The sequence below is a fragment of the Rhizobium sp. WSM1328 genome, from assembly GCF_057653715.1.
In genome coordinates, this window is the sequence record NZ_CM172788.1 from 4,159,487 (window position 1) to 4,185,606 (window position 26,120).

Annotated in this window: 21 protein-coding genes and 1 tRNA gene; 14 read left to right on the forward strand and 8 right to left on the reverse strand. The window is 62.3% G+C overall.

The genetic code is table 11. From position 1 onward, the window contains the following. Positions 1 to 124: 124 nt before the first annotated feature. Positions 125 to 1,099, reverse strand: coding sequence for a thioredoxin (trxA, locus tag AC2444_RS20720; RefSeq protein ID WP_012759391.1), 975 nt, complete (start codon positions 1,097 to 1,099; stop codon positions 125 to 127). A gap of 160 nt (positions 1,100 to 1,259) precedes the next feature. Further along, the gene (locus tag AC2444_RS20725; protein WP_012759392.1) at positions 1,260 to 1,769 is read right to left on the reverse strand and encodes a prolyl-tRNA synthetase associated domain-containing protein; all 510 of its coding nucleotides are present in this window, start codon (positions 1,767 to 1,769) and stop codon (positions 1,260 to 1,262) included. 256 nt (positions 1,770 to 2,025) lie between these two features. On the opposite strand from AC2444_RS20725, the gene AC2444_RS20730 reads away from it, so the two are divergent. The 11 genes from AC2444_RS20730 to AC2444_RS20780 all read left to right on the forward strand — a co-directional run bounded on the left by AC2444_RS20730 (position 2,026) and on the right by AC2444_RS20780 (position 14,776). Next, positions 2,026 to 2,100, forward strand: a tRNA-Gly gene (locus tag AC2444_RS20730). A 273-nt stretch (positions 2,101 to 2,373) separates the two neighbouring features. Then, positions 2,374 to 2,802, forward strand: coding sequence for a hypothetical protein (locus tag AC2444_RS20735; RefSeq protein ID WP_164902313.1), 429 nt, complete (start codon positions 2,374 to 2,376; stop codon positions 2,800 to 2,802). Positions 2,803 to 2,830: 28 nt separating this feature from the next. Next, complete coding sequence (locus tag AC2444_RS20740; RefSeq protein ID WP_012759393.1) at positions 2,831 to 4,273, forward strand: M81 family metallopeptidase; 1,443 nt, start codon at positions 2,831 to 2,833, stop codon at positions 4,271 to 4,273. A 210-nt stretch (positions 4,274 to 4,483) separates the two neighbouring features. After that, positions 4,484 to 5,215: a FadR/GntR family transcriptional regulator gene (locus AC2444_RS20745; protein WP_012759394.1), complete on the forward strand. Its 732-nt coding sequence runs from the start codon at positions 4,484 to 4,486 to the stop codon at positions 5,213 to 5,215. A gap of 91 nt (positions 5,216 to 5,306) precedes the next feature. Then, a complete protein-coding gene (locus tag AC2444_RS20750) occupies positions 5,307 to 6,815 on the forward strand; it encodes an ABC transporter substrate-binding protein (RefSeq protein ID WP_012759395.1) in 1,509 nt (502 codons plus the stop codon). Positions 6,816 to 6,940: 125 nt separating this feature from the next. Then, positions 6,941 to 7,888 carry an ABC transporter permease gene (locus tag AC2444_RS20755; RefSeq protein ID WP_012759396.1) on the forward strand — a complete coding sequence of 316 codons (948 nt, stop codon included), beginning with the start codon at positions 6,941 to 6,943 and terminating at the stop codon, positions 7,886 to 7,888. Then, positions 7,885 to 8,760, forward strand: a complete 876-nt coding sequence (locus AC2444_RS20760) for an ABC transporter permease (protein ID WP_012759397.1) — start codon at positions 7,885 to 7,887, stop codon at positions 8,758 to 8,760. The genes AC2444_RS20755 and AC2444_RS20760 overlap by 4 nt, the downstream gene beginning before the upstream one ends. Before the next feature lie 21 nt (positions 8,761 to 8,781). Then, a complete protein-coding gene (locus AC2444_RS20765) occupies positions 8,782 to 10,566 on the forward strand; it encodes a gamma-glutamyltransferase family protein (RefSeq protein ID WP_012759398.1) in 1,785 nt (594 codons plus the stop codon). A 2-nt stretch (positions 10,567 to 10,568) separates the two neighbouring features. Next, entirely contained in the window at positions 10,569 to 11,324 is a 756-nt protein-coding gene (locus tag AC2444_RS20770; protein WP_012759399.1) for a DUF1028 domain-containing protein, read from the forward strand. A 23-nt stretch (positions 11,325 to 11,347) separates the two neighbouring features. Further along, complete coding sequence (locus AC2444_RS20775; RefSeq protein ID WP_012759400.1) at positions 11,348 to 13,186, forward strand: ABC transporter ATP-binding protein; 1,839 nt, start codon at positions 11,348 to 11,350, stop codon at positions 13,184 to 13,186. Positions 13,187 to 13,441: 255 nt separating this feature from the next. Beyond that, a complete protein-coding gene (locus AC2444_RS20780) occupies positions 13,442 to 14,776 on the forward strand; it encodes a glucoamylase family protein (RefSeq protein WP_012759401.1) in 1,335 nt (444 codons plus the stop codon). Positions 14,777 to 14,901: 125 nt separating this feature from the next. On the opposite strand, the gene AC2444_RS20785 is transcribed toward AC2444_RS20780, so the two are convergent. The 6 genes from AC2444_RS20785 to hglS form a co-directional block, all read right to left on the reverse strand. Beyond that, positions 14,902 to 15,939, reverse strand: a complete 1,038-nt coding sequence (locus AC2444_RS20785; protein WP_012759402.1) for an ABC transporter ATP-binding protein — start codon at positions 15,937 to 15,939, stop codon at positions 14,902 to 14,904. After that, complete coding sequence (locus AC2444_RS20790; protein ID WP_041935593.1) at positions 15,936 to 17,603, reverse strand: ABC transporter permease; 1,668 nt, start codon at positions 17,601 to 17,603, stop codon at positions 15,936 to 15,938. Before AC2444_RS20790 ends, AC2444_RS20785 begins: the two co-directional genes overlap by 4 nt. Positions 17,604 to 17,752: 149 nt before the next feature. Further along, positions 17,753 to 18,769, reverse strand: coding sequence for an iron ABC transporter substrate-binding protein (locus tag AC2444_RS20795; protein ID WP_012759404.1), 1,017 nt, complete (start codon positions 18,767 to 18,769; stop codon positions 17,753 to 17,755). Positions 18,770 to 18,981: 212 nt separating this feature from the next. Beyond that, a complete protein-coding gene (gene amaB / locus AC2444_RS20800; protein ID WP_128448911.1) occupies positions 18,982 to 20,520 on the reverse strand; it encodes an L-piperidine-6-carboxylate dehydrogenase in 1,539 nt (512 codons plus the stop codon). A gap of 45 nt (positions 20,521 to 20,565) precedes the next feature. Beyond that, on the reverse strand, positions 20,566 to 21,849 hold the full coding sequence (locus AC2444_RS20805; RefSeq protein WP_012759406.1) for an NAD(P)/FAD-dependent oxidoreductase: 1,284 nt from the start codon (positions 21,847 to 21,849) through the stop codon (positions 20,566 to 20,568). Positions 21,850 to 21,917: 68 nt separating this feature from the next. Continuing rightward, positions 21,918 to 23,348, reverse strand: coding sequence for a 2-oxoadipate dioxygenase/decarboxylase HglS (gene hglS, locus AC2444_RS20810; protein WP_041935594.1), 1,431 nt, complete (start codon positions 23,346 to 23,348; stop codon positions 21,918 to 21,920). A gap of 84 nt (positions 23,349 to 23,432) precedes the next feature. Here hglS and AC2444_RS20815 point away from each other — a divergent pair, with 84 nt between their 5' ends. From AC2444_RS20815 to AC2444_RS20825, 3 genes are all read left to right on the forward strand, one after another. Then, positions 23,433 to 24,341 (forward strand): LysR family transcriptional regulator, encoded by a 909-nt coding sequence (locus tag AC2444_RS20815; protein ID WP_041935595.1) that lies wholly within the window; start codon positions 23,433 to 23,435, stop codon positions 24,339 to 24,341. A gap of 68 nt (positions 24,342 to 24,409) precedes the next feature. After that, entirely contained in the window at positions 24,410 to 24,646 is a 237-nt protein-coding gene (locus tag AC2444_RS20820) for an Lrp/AsnC ligand binding domain-containing protein (protein ID WP_012759409.1), read from the forward strand. 248 nt (positions 24,647 to 24,894) lie between these two features. Continuing rightward, on the forward strand, positions 24,895 to 26,073 hold the full coding sequence (locus AC2444_RS20825) for a glycosyltransferase family 4 protein (RefSeq protein WP_012759410.1): 1,179 nt from the start codon (positions 24,895 to 24,897) through the stop codon (positions 26,071 to 26,073). Positions 26,074 to 26,120 lie beyond the last annotated feature (47 nt).

A 26,120-nucleotide genomic window follows, 5' to 3' on the forward strand; every position in this document is an offset into this window, starting at 1 on the left:
ACGCAAGGGCAGATGCTCGAAACTTAACTCGTACGCCGAAAATCGGAATCGGTTCTCGGAAAAGATCCTGCACCGATTCAATGCGATAGACCGACCGTGGCGAGTGCTGCGGATGCGCGGCGCCCTAGGAAAACAGCATCGCCGAAAGCTTGCGCCGCGCTGCAACCGTCGCTGGATCCTTGAAGCCCCAGACCTCGAAGAACTGCAGCAGCTGGCGGCGGGCGCCGTCGTCGTCGAAGGCACGGTCCTTGCGCATGATCAGCAGCAGATGGTCGGCCGCTTCGTCGCGCCGGCCTTCGACATTGCGGATCTTGGCAAGCTTGATCCGCGCTTCGTGGTCATCGGGATTGGCGGCCAGTTCACGCTCGAGCGCAACGGGATCACCGAGCTTGCGGGCCTCCTCGATCTGCTCGAGCTTCATCAGCACGGCCTGGATGCCGGCGTCTTTCGCCAGCTCTTCCGGCAATTCCGTCAGTATTTCGCGCGCCCGGTGATGCTGGTTGGCTGCGATCATGCATTCGGCCATGCCGGCAAGCGCCTTGGCATTCTCGGGATCGGCCTGCATCACGGCGCCGTAGAGCTGAGCGGCCTCGTCGATATTGCCGGTGGCAAGCAGTTCCGCCGCTTCCGCAACCACCGCTTCGATTTCGGCCGCCTCGTCGGCGCCGGCCGGACCGGCGATCCGGTCGATGAACTGCTGGATCTGGCTTTCCGGCACCGCGCCCATGAAACCGTCGGCGGGACGGCCGTTGACGAAGGCGATGACGGCGGGGATCGACTGGATGCCGAGCTGACCGGCGATCGAGGGATGGTCGTCGATATTCATCTTGACCAGCCGAACGCGGCCCTTGGCTTCGTTGATGACCTTTTCCAAGACCGGCGTCAGCTGCTTGCACGGGCCGCACCAGGGTGCCCAGAAATCGACCAGTACCGGCTGCTTGCGCGATTCCTCGATGACGTCCTTGGCGAAATTCGCGGTCGTCGTCTCCGTGATGTAGCTGCCGGCCGCAGCCGCGGGTTCCGGCGCAGCACCGAAGTTTGTCGTCGCCGTCATCTGATTTCCGAAGGAAGCATTATAGGGGTTGTCGCTGCCGCTCATAGGTATCTCCCGCCGCGCCGATCCTGCCGGCGTCTTTGCTAAAGCATGTCGCGCAAAACTGTGTGGCGGTTTTGCGATAAAGGCATGCGCAAAACCAAAGACTAAAGCGCGGCAGGCGAATCTAAAAGATCGAGACGCGCTTTAGCGCTAAAATCGTATGTCAGGACGTCACTTTCAAGACAAGTGGCTTATGTCCCGTCGCTTCCATGAAACGGATAAGATCGCTGCTCGCAATCGAGGTCGTCGCATCATTGGATAGCGGATGGCAGTTGACGATCTCGTACGCCATCAGCTCGGCATCGAGCACGAAGGTGACATTCTCAGCGGTATCGTTGATCGCGCCGAAGGCCGTCACCGAACCCGGAGCGACGCCGAGATACTCCATCAGCTTCTCCGGTCTGCCAAAGGAAACCCGGCCCGACCCGCCGATCGCATTATGCACCTGCTTGAGGTCGACGGCAGCATTTTCCTCCACGGTCAGCAGAAAATACCTGTCCTTCTTGTCTTTGACGAACAGGTTCTTGGTGTGGCCACCGGGGATTTCATCGCGCAGCGACACCGATTCCGCCACGGTGAAAACAGGCGCATGATCGACCGTCTTATGGGCGATCCCGAGCCCGTCGAGAAAGGCAAACAATTCTTCTCTTGTCTTCGGGGCATTTTCGGACATCGGGCAATCCATTGGACAGGAAGGGAAAAAAGCGAGGCGTCCTGATTAAGGCGGTCCACATCGTTTGGCAATCTTTGCGACCGACGCTTTGCCCCGCATTTGCGGCCTTTCTGCCGGGCGTCAGCGAACACCAGAATTTTTCTTCGCCTCTCCGTCATTTCCCTGTTGCATTTGAAAACCCGTTAGGCCATATAGCGCCGGTCGCCGCGAGGCGGCGCCCACGGTCCAACAACTACCCCGGACCGATGTGGATTGAGCGGGTGTAGCTCAGGGGTAGAGCACAACCTTGCCAAGGTTGGGGTCGAGGGTTCGAATCCCTTCGCCCGCTCCAGTTTCTCAAATAAAATTAAATGTCTGCTTAGCGCCGGGATAGACGCCCTTGCGCCGACGCACGGCAAGAGCAGATTTGACGCCTTGCGCTGCTCCGAGCTCATTTTGGCAGGAATCCATGAGCTGGATAACCATTCTCGAAGAATACGACGATAGCCTCTGAGTGGGTGGGCGCATCGACTTACTGTTCGGCGAACCTGTCGAGGCGCTGCGCTGAATTCATCGGCCAGCCAGACCCCCACCATAATCTATATAGCACTTCGGAATCCCGAAATTGGTTGCGGTGTTGAAATCATTGGATGTTTCCTCGCGGCGACACCACCCAAAACGCGACGAATTTCGGGATCCCGAAGCGGGGAAATTTCGGGATCCCGAAGTGGGATTTTTTCTTTATGGCGATGCGGCCGCGTTTGTCGGCAACAATCGGCCCGCGGCATCCGACGGAAGAAACCGAGCCGGTCGGAGGCTCACCGATTACGGCACTTTCGACCTCGACGCCGGCTTAGAAGATCAAGATTGTAATTTATTTTGGTTGATTGGTTCGTTTGTAAACTTATTGTCGAGGCAAAAGGACGCGTCTGCGGATCGGATCCCGAATGTTCAGTTTATCGCAGCACAACTCAGTCGACCGACACAGATCCGCACCCGGCGCGTCGATACCGGCGCTGGAGCCGGGTTGCCAGCATCGCCCATAACTTTCTGACTGCTCCCAACATCAACTGAGGTTTCCCATGCGCATCGCCGTCGGTGGCATTCATATCGAATGCAGCACATACAACCCCGTCCTGAACGAGGAGAAGGATTTCCGCGTGCTGCGCGGCGCGGCGCTGCTGGAAGCGCCGTATTTCGCCTTCCTCAGGGATTACGCTGCCGAATTTCTGCCGACGATCCATGCCCGCGCCATCGCCGGCGGCCCGGTTTCGCGTGCCACCTACGAGGCCTTCAAGGGTGAATTCCTCGAGCGGCTGAAGCCGATGCTGCCGCTTGACGGTCTCTATCTCGCCATGCACGGCGCCATGTATGTCGAGGGCATGGAGGATGCGGAAGGCGACTGGATCAGCGCGGCCCGTGCGCTGGTCGGCAAGGATTGCACGGTCTCGGCAAGCTACGATCTGCACGGCAACGTCACGCAACGCATCATCGATGCGCTCGATATCTATTCCACCTACCGCACTGCGCCGCATATTGATGTCGAAGAGACGATGCGCCGCTCCGTTTCCATGCTGGTAAAGAGCCTGAAAACCGGCGAGAGGCCGGTCGTGCTCTGGGTGCCGATCCCGGTCGTGCTGCCCGGCGAGCGCACCAGCACCGTCGATGAGCCGGCAAAGAGCCTCTATGACATGCTGCCCGGGATCGATGCGATCGACGGCGTCTGGGATGCATCGCTGATGGTCGGCTATGTCTGGGCCGACGAACCGCGCGCCACCGCCGCCGCGATCATGACCGGCACCGACCGCACCGTGCTGGAGCGCGAGGCCAAACGCCTCGCGAGGGCTTATTGGGATGCGCGCGAAGACTTTGTCTTCGGCTGCAAGACCGGCACGCTCGAGGAATGTGTCGAAAGGGCGATCGCAAGCCCGACCGCTCCTGTGGTGCTTGCCGAATCCGGCGACAACCCGACCGGCGGCGGCGTTGGGGACCGGGCTGATGTGCTGGCAGAGCTGATTGCCAGGGGCGCCACCGGCGTCGTCTTTGCCGGCATCGCCGACAAGGCGGCGACCGAGGCCTGTTATGCCGCTGGCATCGGTGCGGAACTGGAGCTCAGTGTCGGCGCCTCGCTCGACACCCAGGGTAGCAAGCCCGTTCACGGCCGCTTCACGGTCAAGTTCCTGCATGAGACATCAGATCCCACAGACCGCCAGGCGGTAGTTTCGGTCAGTGGTATCGATCTCGTGCTCTCCGCCAAGCGTCGGCCCTATCACAACATCGTCGACTTCACCCGGCTCGGCCTCGACCCACACAAGGCCAGCATCATCGTCGTCAAATCGGGCTATCTCTCGCCGGAACTGGCGCCGATCGCCAATCCGAACCTGATGGCGCTATCAACAGGGGTCGTCGATCAGTTCGTCGAGCGCCTGCCGCGGCTGCGCAAGCAGCGTCCGACCTATCCTTTCGACAAGGATTTTGCCTTCGAGCCGCAGGTTTTTCTCTCCGCACGCTCGACGCTGGCCTGAGCTTCAGCTGAACCAATTGCATTTTCTGGATGACATTGTCGATCGCGGCGCCGCCCTGTCGCCGCGATCGACTGCTTTCCCGTATCGCGGCAATAGCGGGATTTGAGCAAAAAACGGGCAGATTTGGATTTGCACAAAAAAGCGCTTGACGGTCGGCGCTATTTGGTTTGGACTGAACCAATAGAAAATTGGTACGGACCATTTAAGCGAATGCCGATGGATGAGACGCAGGGCAATTCGAATTATGCGCTGGAGAGGCTGAGGGCTCTGCTGCGGTCCGACAGTCTCGACGCCGACGGCAAGCTGCCGACCGAGCGCACCCTTTCGGAAATGCTTGGCGTCGGCCGCCGTGCCGTCCGCCGTGCCCTCGAAGTGCTGGAGGCTGAGGGCCGCATCTGGCGCCGCCAAGGCTCCGGCACCTATGCCGGCCCGCGCCCCGACGGCTGGAGCGATCATGTCGGCTCGATCGTTGCCGGCACCGATCTCATGGAAGTCATGGAAGTGCGCCTGCGCATCGAACCGCAGCTCGCCCAGCTTGCCGCCATGCGCGCCAAGGCCGCCGATATCGAGCGCATGTATGATCTGGTGAAGAAGATCTACGAAAGCACCGATGCCGACGGCCGCGAACTCTGGGACGGGGCGCTGCACCGCCAGATCGCCCAATGCGCCGGCAACGGCTTCTTCCTCACCATCTTCGACGTCATCAACCGGGTGCGCCAGGACGAGGCCTGGCAGACGATCCGCGAGCGCGCCCGCAGCGCCAGCCGGACGCGGCCCGTCACCTTCGGTCAGCACACGGCGATCGTCGATGCGATCGCCGCTCGTGATCCTGCCAGGGCGGGCGAAGCGATGCGCCAGCATCTGCTGACGCTGCAGGAAAGCCTCATCCGCATCACCTCGCTCGATCATAGCGAAACGGAGGTCGACAAGACCCTCGCCTGAACAGCGAGGTGAGCAGGGAGAAGAGAGACGGGCGGGCCATAACCGCCGGAATGGAAGCCAAAACCAAACAAACAGAACAGAGGAGAATGGAATGAAGATCGCCAAATTGCTGACCGCCACCGTTGCCGGCGCGCTGTTTGCGCTTCCTGCCTTCGCCGTCGACCTGAAGATCGGATTGCAGGACGATGCCGACGTGCTCGATCCCGCGCAGTCACGCACCTTCGTCGGCCGCATCGTCTATACTGCAATGTGCGACAAGCTGGTCGACGTCTCGCCGGATCTGAAGATCGTGCCGCAGCTTGCCACCGAATGGAGCTGGTCGGCCGACGGCAAAGAGCTCACCATGAAGCTGCGCCAAGGCGTCAAGTTCCATGACGAGACCCCGTTCAACGCCGAAGCCGTCGTCGCCACCATCGAGCGCAACATCACCTTGCCGGAATCACGCCGCAAGAGCGAGCTGACCTCGGTCGCAAAGGTCGAGGCGACAAGCGAATACGAGGTCAAGTTCACCCTCAAGGCGCCTGACGTCACCCTTCTTGCCCAGCTTTCCGACCGCGCCGGCATGATCGTCTCGCCGAAGGCCGCCAAGGAGCTCGGCGCCAAGTTCGGCGATCACCCGGTCTGCGCCGGTCCGTTCAAGTTCGTCGAACGCATCCAGCAGGATCGCATCGTGCTCGAAAAGTTCCAGGACTACTGGAACAAGGACAAGATCTTCATCGACAAGCTCACCTATCTGCCGATCCCGGATACGACGGTGCGCCTCGCCAATCTGCGTTCCGGCGATCTCGACATGATCGAGCGCCTGGCCGCGACCGATGCTGAAGCCGTGAAGGCGGATTCGAGCCTGGTCTATGCCGACGCCGTCGGCACCGGCTACATGGCGCTCTATACCAATATCGGCAACGGCGCGCGTGCCGACAATCCTTTCGGCAAGGACAAACGCCTGCGCCAGGCTTTCTCGCTGGCGATCGACCGCGATGCCGTCAACCAGATCGTCTATGAAGGCACGGCCGTCTCCGGCAACCAGCCCTTCCCGCCGAGCAGCCCGTGGTTCGACAAGGATATTCCCGTCCCCGCCCGCGATCTCGACAAGGCCAAGGCGCTGATCAAGGAAGCCGGCTTCGACCGCGTGCCGATCGAGCTGCAGATCCCGAACAATCCCGTTGCCATGCAGATGATGCAGATCATCCAGTCGATGGTCGGCGAAGCCGGCTTCGACGTCAGCCTGAAGTCGACGGAATTCGCCACGCTGCTGAGCGAGCAGACCGCCGGCAACTATCAGCTCAGCCGTTCCGACTGGTCCGGCCGCGTCGATCCCGACGGCAATATCCATCAGTTCATCACCTGCAAGGGCGGCATCAACGACACGAAATACTGCAACGCCGAGGTGGACAAGCTGCTGAACGAAGCTCGTGCTTCGACCGACGATGCCGTGCGCAAGCAGAAATACGATGCCGCCGCCGTCATCCTCAACGACGATCTGCCGATCATCTATCTCGGCCATCAGTCCTGGATCTGGGCGCTGCACAAGAACATCACCGGCTTCGTTCCGTCGCCGGATGGCATGATCCGCCTCGTCGGCGTCAAGAAAGCCGGCTGATCCCTAGAGCATGATGCCGAAAAGTGTGAGCGGTTTTCGGACGACATCATGCTCTACTTTTTGATCCAGCAAATCATGCGGCGGAAACCCTCCGCCGCATGACCCCAGTCGTGTCAGGATCGCCCATGTACACCTACATCGCCAAACGGCTCTTGGTCGCCATACCGACGCTTTTGATCATTTCGGTCTTCGTCTTCTCGCTGCAGAAGCTGCTGCCCGGCGATCCGATCCTCGCCATGGCCGGTGAGGAACGCGACCCGCAGGTTCTCGAATTCCTGCGCGAGAAATACCGGCTGAACGATCCCGTGCCCTATCAATATGTCCGCTGGCTGGGTGCGGCCCTGCAAGGCGATCTCGGCATTTCGCTGCGCACCAACCAGCCGGTTCTGCAGCTCATCGCCGAAAAGCTGCCGGTCACCATCCAGCTCGCCATCATGTCGATGATCTTCGCCTTTGTCATCGGCGTGCCGATGGGCATCCTGGCGGCCGTCAAGAAGAACACGATGATCGACTATCTCGCCAACATCATCGCGCTGACCGGTCTGTCGATCCCGAATTTCTGGCTCGGCATCATGCTGATCCTGCTGGTTTCGGTCAATCTCGGTTGGTTGCCGGCATCAGGTTACGAACCCTTCTTCAGCAATCCGCTGCGTTCGCTGGAAACCATGCTGATGCCCTCCTTCGTGCTCGGCAATGCGCTGGCCGCGACCCTAATGCGGCATACACGCTCGGCGATGCTGAGCGTCCTCAGCACCGATTACATCCGCACCGCCCGCGCCAAGGGGCTGGCTGAAAGCTCGGTCGTGCTCGAACACGGCTTCCGCAATGCCATGCTGCCGATCGTGACGCTGACTGCCTTGCTCTTCGGCGAACTGCTTGCCGGTGCCGTGCTGACCGAGCAGATCTTCACCATTCCGGGTTTCGGAAAGCTCATCGTCGACGCCGTCTTCAACCGCGACTACGCCGTCGTCCAGGGTGTGGTGATCTGCACCGCGATCGGCTTCATCCTGATGAACCTCTTGGCCGACATTCTCTACGTCCTGCTCAATCCACGCATGAGGGCCGCCCTATGACCGCGATCGGAGAGACCGTCATTCCCTCTGCGATCGACCGCTCGCCGAGCCGTGCCTGGCGCAAGCTGAAGGCCAACAAGGGTGCGCTCGTCGGCCTTGCGATCATCGCCTTCTTCGCAATCCTCGCCATTGCCGCCCCCCTCCTTCCGATTCCCGATCCGAACGCCACAAGCTGGTCGGCGATCCGCAAGGCCCCGTCCGCCGCCCATTGGCTTGGCACCGACGACATCGGCCGCGACATTCTTTCCCGAATGATCTGGGGCGCGCAGGCTTCGCTGATGGCCGGCGTCTTCTCGGTGGCGATCGCCGTTGTCATCGGCGTGCCCTTCGGCCTTATCTCCGGTTATTTCGGCGGCTGGATCGACATGGTGATCTCGCGCATCACCGAAGCCTTTCTGGCCATGCCTTTCCTCATCACCGCGATCGCGCTCGCAGCCTTTCTCGGCCCGAGCCTGACCAATGCGATGATTGCGATCGGCCTTTCCGCCATGCCCGTCTTCGTGCGGCTGACGCGCGGCCAGGTGCTTTCGGTCAAGATCGAAGAATATGTCGAGGGTGCCCGCTCGATCGGCCTCCGGTCCTCGAGCATCATCACCCGCTACATCCTGCCGAACGTCTTTGCACCGATCCTCGTGCAAGCGACGTTGACCATCGCCACCGCGATCATCGCCGAGGCAAGCCTCTCCTTTCTCGGTCTCGGGCAACAACCGCCGGCGCCGAGCTGGGGCTCGATGCTGAACGTCGCCAAGAATTTCCTCTCCCAGGCGCCATGGATGGCGATGTGGCCGGGTGCCGCGATCTTCCTCGTCGTCATCGGTTTCAATCTTTTAGGCGACGGCCTGCGCGATGCGCTCGATCCGCGCGAAGCATGATTTCTCGAAAGGACATTTGACATGACCGCATTCACCACCCGTCCCGAGATCCTCGGCACCTTCGGTGTCGTCACCTCGACGCACTGGATCGCCTCGGCCGTCGGCATGAGCATTCTCGAAAAGGGCGGCAATGCCTTCGACGCGGCAGTGGCGACGGGCTTCGTGCTGCAGATCGTCGAGCCGCATCTTTGCGGTCCGGGCGGCGATATGCCGGCGGTGATCTATTCGAAGAAGAAGGACAAGGTCGAGGTCATCTGCGCGCAAGGCCCTGCCCCCGCCGGTGCGACGATCGAACACTATACGGCAGAGGGCCTGAGCCTGATCCCCGGCGACGGGCTGCTTGCGACCGTCATCCCCGGCTCCTTCGATGGCTGGATGCTGATGCTGCGCGACTATGGCTCGATGAGCGTGCGCGGTGTGCTGGAACCGGCGATCTATTACGCCGAGCACGGCCATCCGATGCTGCCGCGCGTCTCCGCCACCATCAAGGGGCTCGCCGCCTTCTTCGAGAAGGAATGGCCGACCTCCTACGAGACGTGGCTGCCAGGCGGCAGCGCGCCCGAAGCGCATGCGAATTTCAGGAATCCGGTGCTTGCCGAAACCTGGAAGCGCGTCATCGCCGAGGCGGAAGTGAAAAGCGGCCGGGAAGCGCAAGTGCAGGCGGCCCGCGACGCCTTCTATCGCGGCTTCGTTGCCGAGAAGATCGACGATTATCTGAAGACCGCCGAGGTGATGGATGCAAGCGGCAGCCGCCACAAGGGCGTCCTGACTGCCGCCGACATGGCGAACTGGTCGGCGACGATCGAGGAGCCGCTGACCTATGATTATCATGACTGGACGATCGCCAAGATCGGCCCCTGGGGCCAGGGTCCGGTCTTCCTGCAGACCCTGTCGATCCTCAAAGGCTTCGATCTCGCCGCGATGGATCCCGCTGGCGCCGATTTCGTCCACACCGTCGTCGAGGCGATGAAGCTCGCCTTCGCCGACCGCGAAGTCTATTACGGCGATCCTGACTTTTCGGAGATTCCCATCGCGCATCTGCTGTCGGAGACCTATGCCGCCGAGCGCCGCAAGCTGGTCGGCACAGACGCCTCCTTCGATCTTCGCCCCGGCATCGTGCCTGGCTTCGAAGCGCAGCATGATCTGACGATGAAGATGCTCGGCGCGGATTCCAAGACCGGCGCCGTCTACGAGCCGACCATGGCGCATCTTTCCGAAAAGCGCGGCGACACCGTGCATATCGACGTCATCGACCGCCACGGCAACATAGTCTCCGTCACGCCATCAGGCGGCTGGCTGCAATCCTCGCCGACCGTGCCCGGCCTCGGCTTCTGCCTCAATTCCCGCGCCCAGATGTTCTGGCTGAAACCAGGGTTGCCGACGTCGCTTGCGCCCGGCAAGCGGCCGCGCACGACGCTGACACCGTCGCTCGGCCTCTATGAGGGCCGCCCGACACTGGCCTTCGGCACACCCGGCGGCGATCAGCAGGAGCAGTGGCAGCTTTCCTTCTTCCTGCGTTATATCAATCACAAGCTGAACCTGCAGGCGGCGATCGACCAGCCGCTGTTCCACACCTCGCATTTTCCGGGCTCTTTCTATCCGCGCACCCGCGAACCCGGCAGCCTGATGGCGGAAGCGAATTTCGGCCCTGATGTCCTTGATGCCCTGCGTCGCAAGGGTCACAAGCTGACGGTCGCCGATCCCTGGACGATCGGCCGGCTGACCGCCGCGAGACGCGATGCCGACGGACTGTTGCGCGCTGCAGCCACCCCGCGCCTGATGCAGGCCTATGCGATCGGGAGATAGTCATGACCTGGTCTATCGTCGCCCGTGATCCCTCGACCGGTCATCTCGGCATCGCCGTCGCGAGCCGCTTCTTTGCCGTCGGCGCCCTGGTGCCGCATATTCGCGGCGGCATCGGCGCCGTTGCTACCCAGGCCTTCGTCAGCCCGCTTTACGGCGTCGACGGCCTGTCGCTGCTGGCTGCAGGCAAGGCGCCGGAGGAGATCATCACCCAGCTCACTGGGCGTGACGCCGGCCGCAATCAGCGGCAGTTGCACCTCATCGATGCGAAGGGGCGCAACGCCGCCTTCACCGGTCCCGCATGCATCGACTGGGCGGGGCATCTGATCGACGAAAACGTCTCGGTCGCCGGCAACATGCTCGCGGGTCCCGACGTCGTCGCCGAAACACTTGCCACCTACAACAAGGCAATGGACAAGCCGCTGGCCGAACGCCTGCTGCTGGCGATGCAGGTAGGCGAGGATGCCGGCGGCGACAAGCGCGGCAGGCAGTCCGCCGCCCTCATCATCCATCGCGACCAGGATTATCCGTGGCTCAGCCTCCGCGCCGACGATCATCCCGATCCGCTCGCCGAACTTGTTCGCCTGCACGCGGTGGCGGGTGAACGTTACCTGCATGTCGCCGAGACGATGGCGACGCGGCAAAATCCGAACGGCATGACGGACAGGCGCGAGATCGATGAAAAGATCGCGGCGCTGGAAGCGGCCCGCATTGCTGAAGGCAGGCCTTCGGCCTCCTTCGCCACGCCTTTGAAGACGTGAACCAGATAGAACAAGGCAACGACATGCTTGATGTTTCTTCAGCCCCCGCCTCCCCGGTTCTCTCGGTCAGGAACCTGACGACCTCCTTCCTCGTCGATGGCGACTGGAAGCCGGTGGTGCGCGACGTCTCCTTCGACGTCATGCCAGGCGAGACGGTGGCTATCGTCGGCGAAAGCGGCTCGGGCAAGAGCGTCACCTCCCTTTCGATCATGCGGCTTCTCGCCAAGGGATCGAGCCGCATCGATGGCGCCATCACCTTGAACGGCAAGGATGTTCTCGCTCTTTCGGAAAAGGAGATGCGCCGGGTGCGCGGCAACGACGCCGCCATGATCTTCCAGGAGCCGATGACGTCCCTCAATCCGATCTTCACCATCGGCCGCCAGATCTCCGAAGCGCTCACCTGCCACGGCGATATCGGCAAGGCCGAGGCGCGGGCCGAAACCGTGCGCTTGCTGGAGAAGGTCCGCATTCCCAACGCCGCCTCGCGCTTCGACGAATATCCGCACCAGTTCTCAGGCGGCATGCGCCAGCGCGTGATGATCGCCATGGCGCTCGCCAGCCGGCCGAAATTGCTGATCGCCGACGAGCCGACGACGGCGCTCGACGTGACGATCCAGGGCCAGATCCTCGACCTGATCAAGATGCTGCAGGAAGAAGAGGGCATGTCCGTGCTCTTCATCACCCACGACATGGGGGTCGTCGCCGAAATCGCCGACCGCACCATCGTCATGTATCGCGGCGAGGCGGTGGAAACCGGCACGACCGACGACATCTTCCATCGCGGCAGGCATCCCTATACCCGCGCTCTGCTCTCGGCCGTGCCGCGCCTCGGCTCGATGGCCGACCGGAAATGGCCGCTGCGTTTCCCGGTCGTCGATACCACGACCGGCGAACGCCGCGAACCGATCGAGGTGGCCGATACCGTCGACCGCCGCCGGACGCCGATCCTCGAAGTCAAGAATCTCGTTACCCGTTTCGACATCCGTGGCGGCCTGCTCGGCCGCAAGACCGGCGCGATCCATGCGGTCGAGGACGTCTCCTTCGATCTCCTCCAGGGCGAGACGCTGTCGCTCGTCGGCGAATCCGGCTGCGGCAAGTCGACCACCGGTCGCTCGATTACCCGCCTCGTCCAGCCGAACGGCGGCAGTGTCAGCCTCGACGGTTATGATGTGCTGAGCCTTGACGCGGCCAGTCTCAGACGGATGCGCCGCAGCATCCAGATGATCTTTCAGGATCCCTTCGCCAGCCTCAACCCGCGCATGACCGTCGGCGCCGCCGTCGCCGAACCCATCACCGAACACGGCCTCGGCACCGGCGCCCAGGCCCGCGACAAGGCGGCCGATCTTCTCGAACGCGTCGGGCTGAAACCCGATATGATGAAACGCTATCCGCATGAATTTTCCGGCGGTCAGCGCCAGCGCATCTGCATCGCCCGCGCGCTCGCACTCGATCCGAAGGTGATCGTCGCCGACGAAAGCGTTTCAGCCCTCGATGTCTCGATCAAGGCACAGGTCTGCAATCTGCTGATGGACCTGCAGCAAAGCCTCAACCTCGCCTTCCTGTTCATTTCTCACGATATGGCGGTGGTCGAGCGCGTCAGCCACCGCGTCGCGGTGATGTATCTCGGCGAGATCGTCGAGATCGGTCCACGTGCGGAATTGTTCAGCAACCCGCAGCATGCCTACACGAAGAAGCTGATGGCAGCTGTGCCGGTTCCCGACCCCTCACGGCGCGGCATCAAGCGCAACCTCGGAACCGACGAGCTCAAGAGCCCTGTCCGCCCGGTCGGCTACGTCGCGCCGCCACGCCGATACCGGGAAGTGACGGCAGGCCATCTGGTGAGGGTCGATGAAGCCGCCTGAACGCGAAAAAACCACTCTCCAAAGCATCAGGATAACAAGTATTGCGGGAAAATAACCCGCGCCGGTGGCGCGCGGACCGTCTTTTTTGCTGCACCGCTTATATGACTTCTGCTAGATATTATTTTGCCGATAATTATTAACGACCGATTCCACCCTTTTGTGTTCTCTTATCCTTGCGAATCAAAAAGGTTTGATTTGCCCGGGGACGGCCCCCATGTTGAAGCATGGGGCGATGCAACAGTTGGGTAGGAGCCTATGCTGCAACGGATTGAAGACATTGATGCAGCACTCGTCGACAGGCTGCAGCATTCGGCGTTCAAGTACTTCCTGAAATATACCAATCCCGAAAATGGCCTGGTGGCGGATACGTCGATCGGCGGGGTTCCGTGCAGCATCGCAGCCGTCGGCTTTGCGCTTTCCTCTTATCCTGTTGGTGTCGAGCGTTTATGGATCAGCCGCGAGGAGGCAGCCGAACGCACGGTCAACACGCTGCGGTTCTTTGCCGAGGCGCGCCAGGGCGAGGAACGCCACGCGACCGGCCACCGCGGTTTCTTCTACCATTTCCTGCACATGGATACCGGCCATCGCGCCTGGAACAGCGAGCTTTCGACCATCGACACGGCGCTGCTCGTCGCCGGCATCCTGACGGCTGCGCAATATTTCAATCGGGAAGACGACGAGACGGAAACCGAAATCCGGGAACTCGCGACCTTCATCTACGAGCGCGTCGACTGGCGCTGGGCGCTGAACAAGGGCGACACCATTGCCATGGGTTGGAAGCCCTCTTCCGGCTTCTTGCGCTGGCGCTACCATGGCTTCGACGAGGCGATCATCCTCTATACGCTGGCGCTCGCTTCGCCGACGCACCCGATACCGCAATCGAGCTACGACGCCTTTACGTCAAGCTATTCCTGGATGCTGCATGGCGAGCAGTCCTATCTCTATGCCGGGCCGCTGTTCATCCACCTCTTCTCGCATGCCTGGATCGATTTCCGCACCATTCAGGACAAGCCGATGGCGGAGCGAAACTGGGACTATTTCCGCAACACGCAGGTGATGATCAACGTCCAGCGTGACTATGCCGAACGCAATCCCGGCCAGTTCGTCGGCTACAACAGGAATATCTGGGGTTTCTCTGCCTGTGACGGCCCGCCGCCGACACGGCGCATGCGTGGCGGCCGCCAGCCGAAGGTTCTGGGTTACGCCGCCCGCGGAGCGCCGCTCGGCCCGGATGACGGCACGATCGCACCCTGGGCAGCCCTTGCCTGCCTGCCCTACGACAAGCAGGCGGCTCTCGACGGCACCAAGGCGCTTCTGACCACCTATCCGAACCTGCTCTTGGAAGGCGGTTTTCCCGGCGGCTTCAATCCGACGGTCAAGACCAAGCGGCCGGAAGGCTGGGTCGACGACCGCACCGTCGGCATCGACCAGGGCCTTGTCGTCATGACCATCGAGAACGACCGTTCGGATTTCATCTGGAAACTGATGCGGCAATCGCCGGTCATCCGCCTCGGGCTCGAGCGCGCCGGCTTTACCGGTGGCTGGCTCGAAGGCATCGAGCCCGAAGAAGTGGTACGCAAGGTCGGCTAGGTCCAGAGCATGCCGCGCAAAAGTGTACAGCGGTTTTGCGACAACGACATGCGTAAAAACAAAGGCCTAAAGTGCGAGGAGCGAATCTGAAAGATCGTGACGCGCTTTAGAGCTGTCGCATGGTATCAGTTCTCGAAGACATGCGCCTTGCCGGCGATATCGAGGCGAACGAGGTCTCCCCGCGCCGGAAGAGCGACGCTCGAGGTCTTGATAAGGATCGGCGGCAACGCCACACCTTCGAGCGAGACGGCGACGGTGCAGACTGCGCCGCCGAATTCCACTTCGACGACACGCCCGCCATAGTTGCGATCGCCTTCATCGGCAACGACGCGAATCTGCTCGGGACGCAGCATGATCTCCGCCTTGCCCTGACGGCTGCCTTCGACGGCGACATGGCCAAGGGCGCAGTCTGCCAAGCCGTTGCGGATGATGGCGGGAAGCAGCACGGCATCGCCGAGAAACAGTGCCGTCTCGCGATCGCGCGGATGCAGGTACAAGGATTGCGGCGACCCGGCCTGGATCAGCCGTCCCTCCCTCAGAACCGCGACCTGATCGGCAAAGGTCAGAGCCTCTTCCTGATCATGGGTGACGAGAATGGTGGTGATGCCGGCCGCCTGCAGCACGCGCGCAACCGCCTTGCGCATATTTTCACGCAGGCCGGTATCGAGTGCCGAGAAAGGTTCGTCGAGCAGCATCAGCCGCGGCTTACGGCCGAGCGCGCGGGCGAGCGCCACGCGCTGCTGCTGCCCGCCGGAAAGCTGATGCGGACGCCGCGCCAGCATGCCGCGGTCGAGTTCGACCATATCGAGCAACTCGACGATGCGCTTCTCGCGATCGGCTGCCCTTCGTTCGAAGCCGAAGCCGATATTTTCTGCAACGCTTAAGTGCGGAAACAGCGCGCCGTCCTGCGAGACGATGCCGATGCCGCGTTTATGCGCCGGTACTGTCGCCGGACCGTCCGCGAGCAGGTCGCCGTCCAGCGTCACCCTGCCGACATCGGGTTGCTCGAAGCCGGCAATGATGCGCAACAGCGTCGTCTTGCCTGAACCGGACGGGCCGACGACGGCCGTGCGGCTTCCGGCCGAGACTTCGAGCGAAATATCCTTCAGCGCCTGGACGGGGCCATAGCGCTTGCTGATGTTTTCGATCGTGAGCAGCGTCATTGGCCGGCGGTCCGTTTCGATTGGGTATAGAGCATCAGGGTGAGCGGCAGTGACAGCACGACCATCATGAAGGCGTAGGGGGCGGCCGAGACATAATCGATCTCGCTGGTCAGCGACCAGAATTTCGTCGCCAGCGTGTCGACGCCGTTGGGCGACAGCATCAGTGTCGCCGTGAGTTCATTGGTGATGCCGAGTGCGGCCAGCGCGACGCTGGCAGCCGCTCCGGGTGCGGCAAGCCGCATGGTGATCTGCCGCACCGCCTGGCCCGGGGTGCGGCCGAGACCCATCGCGGCGCGCTCCAGTTCCACCGGCGCTTGGGCGATGCTGGCACGCAGCCCGACCATGGCGCGCGGCAGGAAAAGCATCACATAGGCGACGAGCAGCGTTGCGAAGGTCTGATAGAGCGGCAGCACGAGACGCACGGTGATGGTCACCAGCGCCAGCGCCACGACGACGCCCGGCAGCGAGCCGACATAATAGTGGCAGGCTTCGAGCACGCGCTGGAGGCGGCCGGGCGCCCGCACGGAAAGCCAGGCCATCGGTGCTGCCGCAATCGTCGCCAGCACGCCGCCGACGACGGCAAGCACGATCGTCTGCAGGAAGGCGCTGCCGACCTCGATGCGCCAGATATCGGTGCCGCCGAGATAGAGCCAGCGGCCAAGCGTCACCAACGGGACGCCGAGCGTCAGAACCGCCAGGAGGACAGGCAGCAAAACGGCGGGCACCACCAACCAGCCCAGGCGGCGGCGGTCCGTCGGGCGTGGCGAACCCGCGCCGACGCGGGCATAACGTTCGTTGCCGCGCACCAACACCTCGAATCCGAGCAGAAAAAGACAGCAGGCGACGAGCACGCCGCCGAGCATGTTGGAGGCCGGGCTGTTGTAGGAGGACTGGAACTGGTCGACGATCGCCGTCGCGAACGTGTCGAACCGGATCATCACGAACAGGCCGTACTCCGAAAGCAGATGCAGCGCGATCAGCAGAGAACCGCCGCAGATGGCGAGCCTGAGCTGCGGCAGCACGGCGCGGAAGAAGACGCGCCAGGGATTGAGGCCCAGCGAGGCCGCGGCATCCTCGATAGCCGGATCGAGACGGCGCAGCGCTGCGGCGACCGGCAGGTAGAGGAACGGATAATAGGCGATGACCGAGACGAAGACACCGCTCTGCAGGCCGCGCATGCCGGGAACGAGGCTGACCCAGGCATAGCTGTGCACGAAGGCAGGCACGGCGAGCGGAGCGATCGCCAGCCAGGCCCAGAGCCGGCCGAAAGGAATGTCCGTCCGCTCGGTCAGCCAGGCGAGCGTCACCGCAAGCGCGATCGACACCGGGATGGTGATCGATTCCAGAAGAATCGTATTGACGAGAAGTTCGCCGACGCGTGGCCGGAAGACCAGGGCCTTCACCGTTTCCCAGCCGACATCGTAGGTTACCCAGCCGATGAAGCCGAGCGGCACGAGACTGAAGATCGCGACGACGGTTGCGAGGAGGATCACCGAAGCGTGCGGCATGCGTCCGCGCGGCAAAGCCATTCGCGTGGCCCTCGGCGCGACCGGCGCCTGGTTGCCGGATGCGAGCAATCTGTTGTCCTGCAGCAAGGCCGATGCCTTTACACGCTGAAAAAGGAAGGCAACCGCCTTTGAAAGGCGGTTGCCGGATATCGTCATGCCCTAAGGTTTTCTTGAGCCAAATGCAATAGTTTTGGCCGGAAGACGCCTGCGGCAGAAAGGTCTAAGCATGTCGCGCAAAAGTGTGCCGCGGTTTTGCGACGACGACATGCGGAAAACGAAAGATCTAAAGTGTGGCGCGCCACGCTTTAGATCAGGCCGGCAGCCGTCATCAGCTCCACGACTTTCTTGCTGTCGAGGGTCGAAGCTTCGACCTTCGGGGCATTGAGATCGGCAAGCGGAGTGAGCTTGTCGTTGGAGGGCGCATCCTTGCCGATGGCATATTCATAGGAATCGCCGGCCTTGAGGACTGCCTGGCCGGCCTTGCTTGTCAGGAACTTCAGGAAAGCCTGGGCTTCCTTCATGTGCTGCGTGGACTTCAGGATGCCGCCACCCGAAACGCTGACGAAAGCGCCCGGATCCTGGTTCTTGAAGTAGTGCAGACCAACATTCTTGCTGTTCTCGCCTGTTTTGGCCTGATCGCCGAACCAATAATAGTGATAGATAACAGCGCCTTCGACTTCGCCTGAATTGACGGCCTTCATCGCGACGCTGTTGCCCTTGTAGGGCGTGGCATTGTCTTTCAGGCCCTTCAGCCATGCCTTGGTGGCATCTTCGCCCTTGAGCTGCAGCAGGGCAGCGACGATGGCCTGGAAGTCTGCACCGGCAGGTGCTGCACCCCAGCGGCCCTTCCAGGCGGGATCTGCCAGATCGAGCATCGACTTCGGCAGCTTGTCTTCGGTGAGCTTGGTCTTGTCATAGGCAAAAACGGTGGTACGGGCGGCAATGCCGGTCCACATGCCGTCAGCCGGGCGATACTGATCCGGAACCTGATCCAGCGTTTCCTTTTCGATGGGGGCGAAGAGGCCCGCGCCATCGACCAGCGTCATTGCCGGCGAATTTTCGGTCAGGAAGACATCCGCCGGGGAGGCGTCGCCTTCCTGGATGATCTGGTTGGCGAACTGCATGTCGCTGCCCTGGCGCATGGTGACCTTGATGCCGGTCTCCTTGGAGAAGGCGTCGATCCATTCGCGGCCGAGGCTTTCGTGCTGGGCATTGTAAACGACGAGACCTTCGTCCTGCGCTTGGGCGCTGCCTGCGAGCGCGGTGGCGGAGAGAAGCGAAGCGGCAAGCGCGAGCGAAAAACGGTTAAGAGCAATTTTCATGATGGCCTCCGTGACGATGTCACCCGAGCTCTCCAAGGGCGATGAGAGGCGTATATTTTTCCTGACTGCCGATTTCAAGTTTGGCTTGGTCGGAAAAGCCATCACAATATCTTGACTAAATATTTCATATTACAGGGGAATAAATCTCGATTTGTCAAAAAAGGCGGCGCTTCCCGAGCGCCGCCTCTCTTTTGCAGCCTTTTGCCGCCAGCTTATTCGACGTCGAACTTGACGCCCTGCGCCAGCGGCAGCGTCCTGCCGTAATTGATCGTGTTGGTGGAGCGGCGCATATAGGCCTTCCAGGCATCCGAGCCGGATTCACGGCCGCCGCCGGTCTCCTTCTCGCCGCCAAAGGCGCCGCCGATCTCGGCGCCCGATGGCCCGAGGTTGACGTTGGCGATGCCGCAATCCGAACCGCGGGCGGAGACGAAGGTTTCGGCCTCGCGCATGTCGTTGGTGAAGATCGACGACGACAGCCCCTGCGGCACGGCATTGTGCAGCGCCAGCACCTCGTCGAAATCGCTGTATTTCATCACATAGAGGATCGGCGCGAAGGTCTCGTGCTCCACCGGTCCGGTCTGATCAGGCATTTCCACGAGCGCCGGGCGAACGTAGAAAGCCTCGGTCGAACCGCTTTCGACGCGGTCGCCTCCGATCACCGTGCCGCCGGCCGACTTCGCCTCGCCAAGCGCTGCCTGCATGTTTTTAAAAGCCTGGCCGTCGATCAACGGTCCTACAAGCGTGCCGGTTTCGAGCGGATTGCCGATGGTGACGGAGCCGTAGGCCTTCTGCAGTCTAGGCACCAGCTGATCGTAGACGCTCTCGTGGACGAAGAGACGGCGCAGCGTCGTGCAGCGCTGGCCGGCCGTACCCATGGCGGAGAAGGCAACGCCGCGCAGCGTCAGGTCGAGATCGGCCGACGGGCAGACGATCGCCGCATTGTTGCCGCCGAGTTCGAGAATGGCGCGGGCAAAACGCTGCGACAGGCGCGGACCGACAGCGCGGCCCATGGCCGTCGAGCCGGTGGCGGAAACCAGCGGGATCTTCGGATGATCGACCAGCACTTCGCCGACCTCGCGGCCGCCGATGATCAGCGTCGACAGATTGGCCGGTGCGCTACCGCCCTCGGCGACGAAACGCTTCAGCGCCTTTTCGAACAGCGCCTGCACGGCAAGCGCCGTCAACGGCGTCTTTTCCGAGGGCTTCCAGACGGTGGAATTGCCGCAGACCATCGCAAGTGCGGCATTCCACGACCAGACGGCAACAGGGAAGTTGAAGGCGGAGATGATGCCGATCACGCCGAGCGGATGCCAGCTTTCCATCATCCGGTGCTCGGATCGCTCAGTGGCGATCGTCAGGCCGTAAAGCTGACGGGAAAGGCCGACCGCGAAATCGCAGATGTCGATCATCTCCTGCACTTCGCCCAGACCTTCCGAAGTGATCTTGCCAACCTCGATCGAAACGAGACGGCCGAGCGCCGCCTTGGAGGCGCGCAGTTCCTCGCCCAGCAGGCGGACCAGTTCGCCGCGCTTCGGCGCCGGCACGGCACGCCATTCGAGGAAGGCCTGATGCGCCGCTTCGATCGCCGCCTTCGTCTCGGAAACGGAATGTTCCCTGAGTTTGCCGATTTCCTTGCCGGTGACCGGCGAGGTGACGGAAAGCGTGCCGCCGTGATAGCGGCCGGCATCGACGCCGAGTTCGGCAAGCAGCTTGGCGGTTTCGGTGGCGAGATCGAGGACGGCGATGGTCATTGTCGTGTTTCCAATCTTATTATTCTCAGAAGCGTGCATCGCTTCTCAGAAGCGGGCATCGGCGAAATGGGCGACCTGAGCGCCGGCTTCGTACCATATTTCCTTGAGTGCACGGAAGCTTGGCTCGGTGGGCGAAGTCAGCGGCAACGGCAGATCGGCTTCCGGAAGCCGGCCGAGGATATGCTCCGCCAGCGTACGGCCGAAGACCGTACCGGGGGCAATGCCGCGGCCATTGTAGCCCGAAAAGCCGACGACACCAGGTGCGAACTTGTGGAAGCGCGGCAGCGCATTGTCGGTCATGCCGATCTGGCCATACCATTCACACTCGAATTCGACGTCGCCGATTACAGGGAAGAGCCGCTTCAATGCGCGTTTGGCCCAGCCCTTGTGTACGGCCAGTCCGGTATTGCGCAGCGCCCCGACACTGCCGAAAACGAGACGGCCGGCCTGGTCCATGCGGAAGGAGGAGAGGATTTCCTTGGTATCCCATGCGCCTTCTCGCCCAGGCAGGATCGACTGGCGCAGATTGTGGCCCAGCGGCACGGTGGCGAAATTGAAATAGGGCAGATGCACCTGTTCGCTGCGCACCTGTTCCCACGGGCCGGTACTGTAGGCATCCGTTGCAACGATGATCCACTCCGCGCTGACCTCGCCGCTTGCCGTCTTCACGGTCCAGCGGCTGCCATTGCGCTCCGTCGCGATGACCGGGCTGGATGTGTGAATGGCGACGCCGGCCTTGACGGCGGCATGGGCAAGGCCGCGCGCATAGGCAAGCGGCTGCAGCGTGCCGGCGCGTTTGTCGAGCAGCGAACCCGAATAGGCATCGCTGCCGATGCGTTTTGCCGTCTCCGCCGCGTCGAGCAGCGTCACGGCTGCGCCGCGGGCAGACCATTGCGCCGCGCGATCCTCGATCTCCTTCAGACCGCCCGCGCCGACCGCGCAATGCAGCGTGCCGTTCCGTTCGAGTTCGCAGGCAATCTGATGTTTGTCGATCAGCTCCATGACCAGCTTCGGCGCATTGCCGAGCAGATCGAGCAGACGTTCGCCATGCACCGGGCCGAGCACGCCGGGCAGATCGTTCGGCATCACCCACATGCCGGCATTGATCAGCCCGACATTGCGCCCGGCACCGCCGAAGCCGATCTCCTTCGCCTCCAGCAACACCACCTTCGACCCGGCTTCGGCAAGATGCAGGGCGGAAGAGAGGCCGGTGTAACCGCCGCCGACGATGACGACGTCGGCCGATACCGCGCCGTCGAGAGGCGAGGTCGTCGGCGCTTCGGGCGCTGTCTTTTCCCAGAGGCCGTGGGAGCGCGGATCATTCAGCATGGCTCAGTCCGATCAGAGCGAAATCGCGGATACTCTAATGCAAAAAAGAAAGTGTTGAACCTGCCATTTCACGCAACGGTCTTCAACGGCAGGCCCGCAAGGCCGAGCGCGGCCAGCGCCGAATCCAGCGATGCGGCCTGGCGTTCGGCGTAAAGCGCCAGCTCGTCCTGAACGGCAGCACCGAGTGCTGCCTCGAAGGCGTCACGGTTCGAGCGGGTCGCATAGTTCTGCTGCTGGTCGGTACCGAGGTTCGACTGGAAGATGCCGGCCGCGCTGACGGGCAGGAAGTCTTCGTAGACGATCGGGGTGAAGGCGAGATAACCCTTGGCGATCAGCGCCTCCGGATCGCCGGGCAGCGTGCTGCCGGCCGCGGCGACAATGCCCGCAGGCGTCGCGGAATAGCGGAAGAAGGCCAGACCCGCCCTGCGCAGCTCGTCCCAACTATCCGGCAGTGCCTTGAAACGCGCAGCGAGTTCGTGATCGTAGGCGCCGGCCTTGGCGCCGCCGGCGCCCACCTGCACCTCGCCGCGAACCGAGGCGAGCAGTTGGTCGTAGAGCACCCGGCCCTTCGCCGTCAACGCCACGCCGCGCTGTTCGATCTCCCCGAAGCGGGCGGTATGTGTCCCTTGAATCGCACCGTCATCATCGGAAAAGGCGATCGTTTCTTCCAGCGCCTTGAAGCTCGTCTGTCGCAGCAGGATATCGCAATGACGGCGCGGCGGCCCTTCGATGACAGCCTTCGGCGTGATGCCGCGTTCCGGCATGCGGGCCTGGACGGCGTCGATATCGAGCGTGCGCGGCGTCAGATGGTTGATGTGCGGTCCCTTGAAGCTGACGACGTCGGCGATCAGCCGATGGGCGTCGTGCAGGCGCTTGTAGGTGTCGGCGCTGACTGTCGCTTCGCCATGCCAGCGGAAGGTTTCCAACGCCTCGGCGACGAATTCCGTCGCTTCCGCCTCGGTCAGGCCGCGGTTCTGCTCGTGGCGCTCGATCAGCGCGACGGCGCGCGGCGTGTAGATCCGCCGTTTCGCCAGAATGGCTTCGGCTTCGCCGCGCAGCCCTTCGTCCTCGATCAGTTCCAGTCGCAGCAGCGAGGTGAAGACGCGGAATGGATTGACGTTGAGTGCTGCCTCGTCGATCGGCCGGAAGCTGGTGGAATGAACCGGCACGCCGGCGACCGAAAGATCGTAGTAGCCGACCGGCTGCATGCCCATGACCGCAAACAGCCGGCGGATGGTGAAAAGCTCGTCGGCCGTACCGAGCCTTATAGCGCCGTGACGCTCGACATCGATGCGCTCCAGCTCGCCGGCGCGGGCCAGGCGATCGCGCAGGTCAGGATCGTTTTCGAGGCAGCCGGCATTCACATCCGCCACCAGTTCGATCAGCGTGCCGTATTGCGGCACCTCCGCCCGGTACATCTGCGACATCGACTCGGTAAACAGTGATCGGATGCGGTCTGGGGAAACGAAGGCTTGCGGCATTGGGAAACTCCGGCTCATTCCGTTTTTGCAGGATGAACCTCTTTACACGCGCCAGAAAGCGGCAAATATCGCTATTTCGGAAATAGCCCATTCTGAAACGGAATGACCATGCTGACGTCTAGACGTTTTCTGCCATCGATCTCGCATCTCGCCGCCTTCGAGGCGGTTGCCCGCACCGGCAGCGTGACGGCAGCGGCGCGCGAACTCGATCTGACGCAGAGCGCCGTCAGCCGCCAGGTCAGCGCGCTGGAGGAGCAGCTTGGCGTCGAGCTCTTCCTGCGCGAACGCCAGACCATGCTGCTGACGCTTGCCGGTGACGGATATGCCCGCGAGATTCGCGAAGCGCTGCGGCGGATATCGAGCGCCTCGCTGAACCTGCGCGCCAATCCGCATGGCGGCACGCTCAATCTCGCCATCCTGCCGACCTTCGGCACGCGCTGGCTGGCGCCGCGCCTGGGACGCTTTCTCGTCGCCAATCCCGGCGTGACCATCAATCTGGTGACCCGGCTTTCGCCTTTCGACTTTCGCCTCGATTCGATCGACGCCGCCATCCATTTCGGCCACCCGCACTGGCCGGGCGCCGAACTCGCGCTTCTGATGTCGGAGCGCACGGTGCCGGCCTGCAGTCCGGATTTTCTGAAGCGATATGCGATCAAAGCGCCAGAGGATCTGCTCGCTGCTCCGCTTTTGCACCTGACGACGCGCCCTGACGCCTGGGAGCAATGGTTCGCCGGCAACGGCGTTTCCTTCGAAAATGTGCACGGCATGCTCTTCGATCAGTTCGCCACCGCCGCGCAGGCGGCGATCGCCGGCCTCGGCGTCGCCCTGCTGCCGACATTCCTGATGCAGGAGGAGATCAGGCGCGGCGATCTCGTCGCCGCTGTCGACCGTGAAATGGAGAGCCGCGAGCGCTATTATCTCGCCTTTCCGCCCGAGCGTGCCGATTATGCGCCACTTGCCGCCTTTCGCGACTGGATCATCGCCGAAGCGGCCGCCAATCTGACTGCGTGACGAACGGCTTGCATCGGCATGGCGCTTTCGACCATTATGCGATCCAAACAACTTTGCAGGAAATCTCCATGAAGCCGATCTTCGTCCAGCTCCAATGCGCACCCGGCAAGACCTATGATGTCGCCGACGCCATCTACCAGACCGAACTGGTCTCGGAGCTCTATTCGACCAGCGGCGACTACGATCTGCTGCTGAAGGTCTATATCGAGGAAGGCCAGGATATCGGCAAATTCATCAACGACAACATCGCCAATATTCCCGGCATCATCCGCTCGCTGACGACGCTAACCTTCAAGGCGTTCTAGAGCAATTCCAGCAAAAGTGCGCAGCGGTTTTGCGTCCGGAATTGCGTGAAACAAAAGAGATAGAGCGTTTCCGTGATTCGAGAAAAACGGAAACGCTCTGAATCCCCGTCAGACACGGTTAACCTTTTTCGCGAAGAATCGCCTTGGCAGGACGTCGCCTAAACCGCGCCTTAACGCCGGGCATGTCTGGTCGTTGCTATCACGGGCCCGCGTCAGCGCAGGCCGGCACGTGCAGCGATAGGTGGAAAATGTCGATCGTCGAGGCAGATTGGGCGCGCGCGAAGCCGCAGTTGGAAACAGCCCCGCTGATCGTCCATGTCGTGCGCCAGTTCCTGCCCAACCGCGGCGGCCTCGAAGACGTGGTCGCCAATCTCGCCCGCCAGACGGTACGCCGCGGTTATCGCGTGCGCGTCGTCACGCTGGATTCGCTCTTCACCGCCCCAGAGGATAAGCTGCCGCCTCGCGAAGGTATCGACGGTATCGAGGTGGTGCGCATTCCCTGGTTCGGCACCAGCCGTTATCCGCTGGCGCCTGAGGTTTTCCGCCATCTCGCCGATGCCGATCTCGTCCATGTCCATGCCATCGACTTCTTCTTCGATGCGCTCGCCTGGGGCCGGCTGCTGCACGGCAAGCCGATGATCGTCACCACTCATGGCGGCTTCTTCCACACGCGGAAATACGCGACGATCAAGAAGATCTGGTTCCGGACGCTGACCCGCGCTTCGGCGATGGCTTACCGCCGCGTCGTCTGCTGCAGCGCCTCCGACCTCAAGCAGTTTTCCGAGATCGTGCCCGACAGCCTTCTGATCGAAAATGGCGCTGATATCGCCAAATTCGCCGACACCGCTTCGCGTCGGGCAAAGCGCCGCATCGTCACGATCGGCCGGTTTTCGGTAAACAAACGGCTGGATCACCTGCTCGATGCGATGGCCAAGCTGAAGACCCGCGACCCGGAATGGCATCTCGACATTGTCGGCGCCGAATCCGACCTGAACCGGGCGGATGTCGAAGGCGCAATCGAAAGCCGTCATCTTTCCGGCCGCGTCACCTTGCATGTGTCGCCCGAGAACGACACCATCCGGCGCATCATCGCAGAAGCCTCGCTCTTCGCCTCCGCCTCGGAATATGAAGGTTTCGGCCTGGTGGCGCTGGAGGCGATGAGCGCCGGCCTCCTGCCGGTGCTGAACGCCAACGATGCCTTTGCGACGCTTGCCGCCCGGCATCCCGCAATCATGCTTGCCGATTTCACCAATCCTGAGAGCGCCGCCACGGCGATCGAAGCGGCCTATGAAGGCCTTTCGCGCCAGCCGGAGACCGTTCGCACCGAGCTTCTCGACGCCGCCCGCGGCTATTCCTGGGATATCGTCGCCGGACGTTATATCGATCTCTACAGATCGCTTGATGTCGTTGCCGCGGAAAGCAGCTGATCCCGCCTAAAGCGCGCCGCGATCTTTCAGATTCGCTTGCCGGAATT